1 protein-coding gene is annotated in these 253 nt (G+C 70.8%); it reads left to right on the top strand.

What is annotated here, in order from left to right:
• Window positions 1-11: 11 nt before the first annotated feature.
• A partial coding sequence (locus SB658_RS25905) for an iron chelate uptake ABC transporter family permease subunit (protein WP_410603346.1) occupies window positions 12-253 on the top strand: 242 nt, incomplete at its 3' end.

Here is a 253-nt window from a genome sequence, read left to right as displayed (position 1 = left end):
CGGGGTGCGTGATGCGCCTCAAGCCCCGCGCTTCCGTCGTCGTTGCGATCCTCGTCGCGGCGCTGCTTCTCGTCGCCGTCGTCACCCTCGCGCTGAGCGTCGGTGACCGCGCGACGAATCCCGTGGATCTCGTCCGCGCGCTCGCCGGTCTCGGCGAGGAGAACGTCGTCTACGCCGTGCGAGAGGTGCGACTGCCGCGTGTCGTGATCGCCGTCGTCGTCGGTGCCGCCTTCGGTATCGCCGGCGGCATCAG

Origin of the sequence: Bacillus sp. SIMBA_008 (genome assembly GCF_046535495.1) — a bacterium.
Lineage (GTDB): Bacteria > Bacillota > Bacilli > Bacillales > Bacillaceae > Bacillus > Bacillus subtilis.
This window is presented reverse-complemented; position numbering and strand designations above follow the sequence as displayed.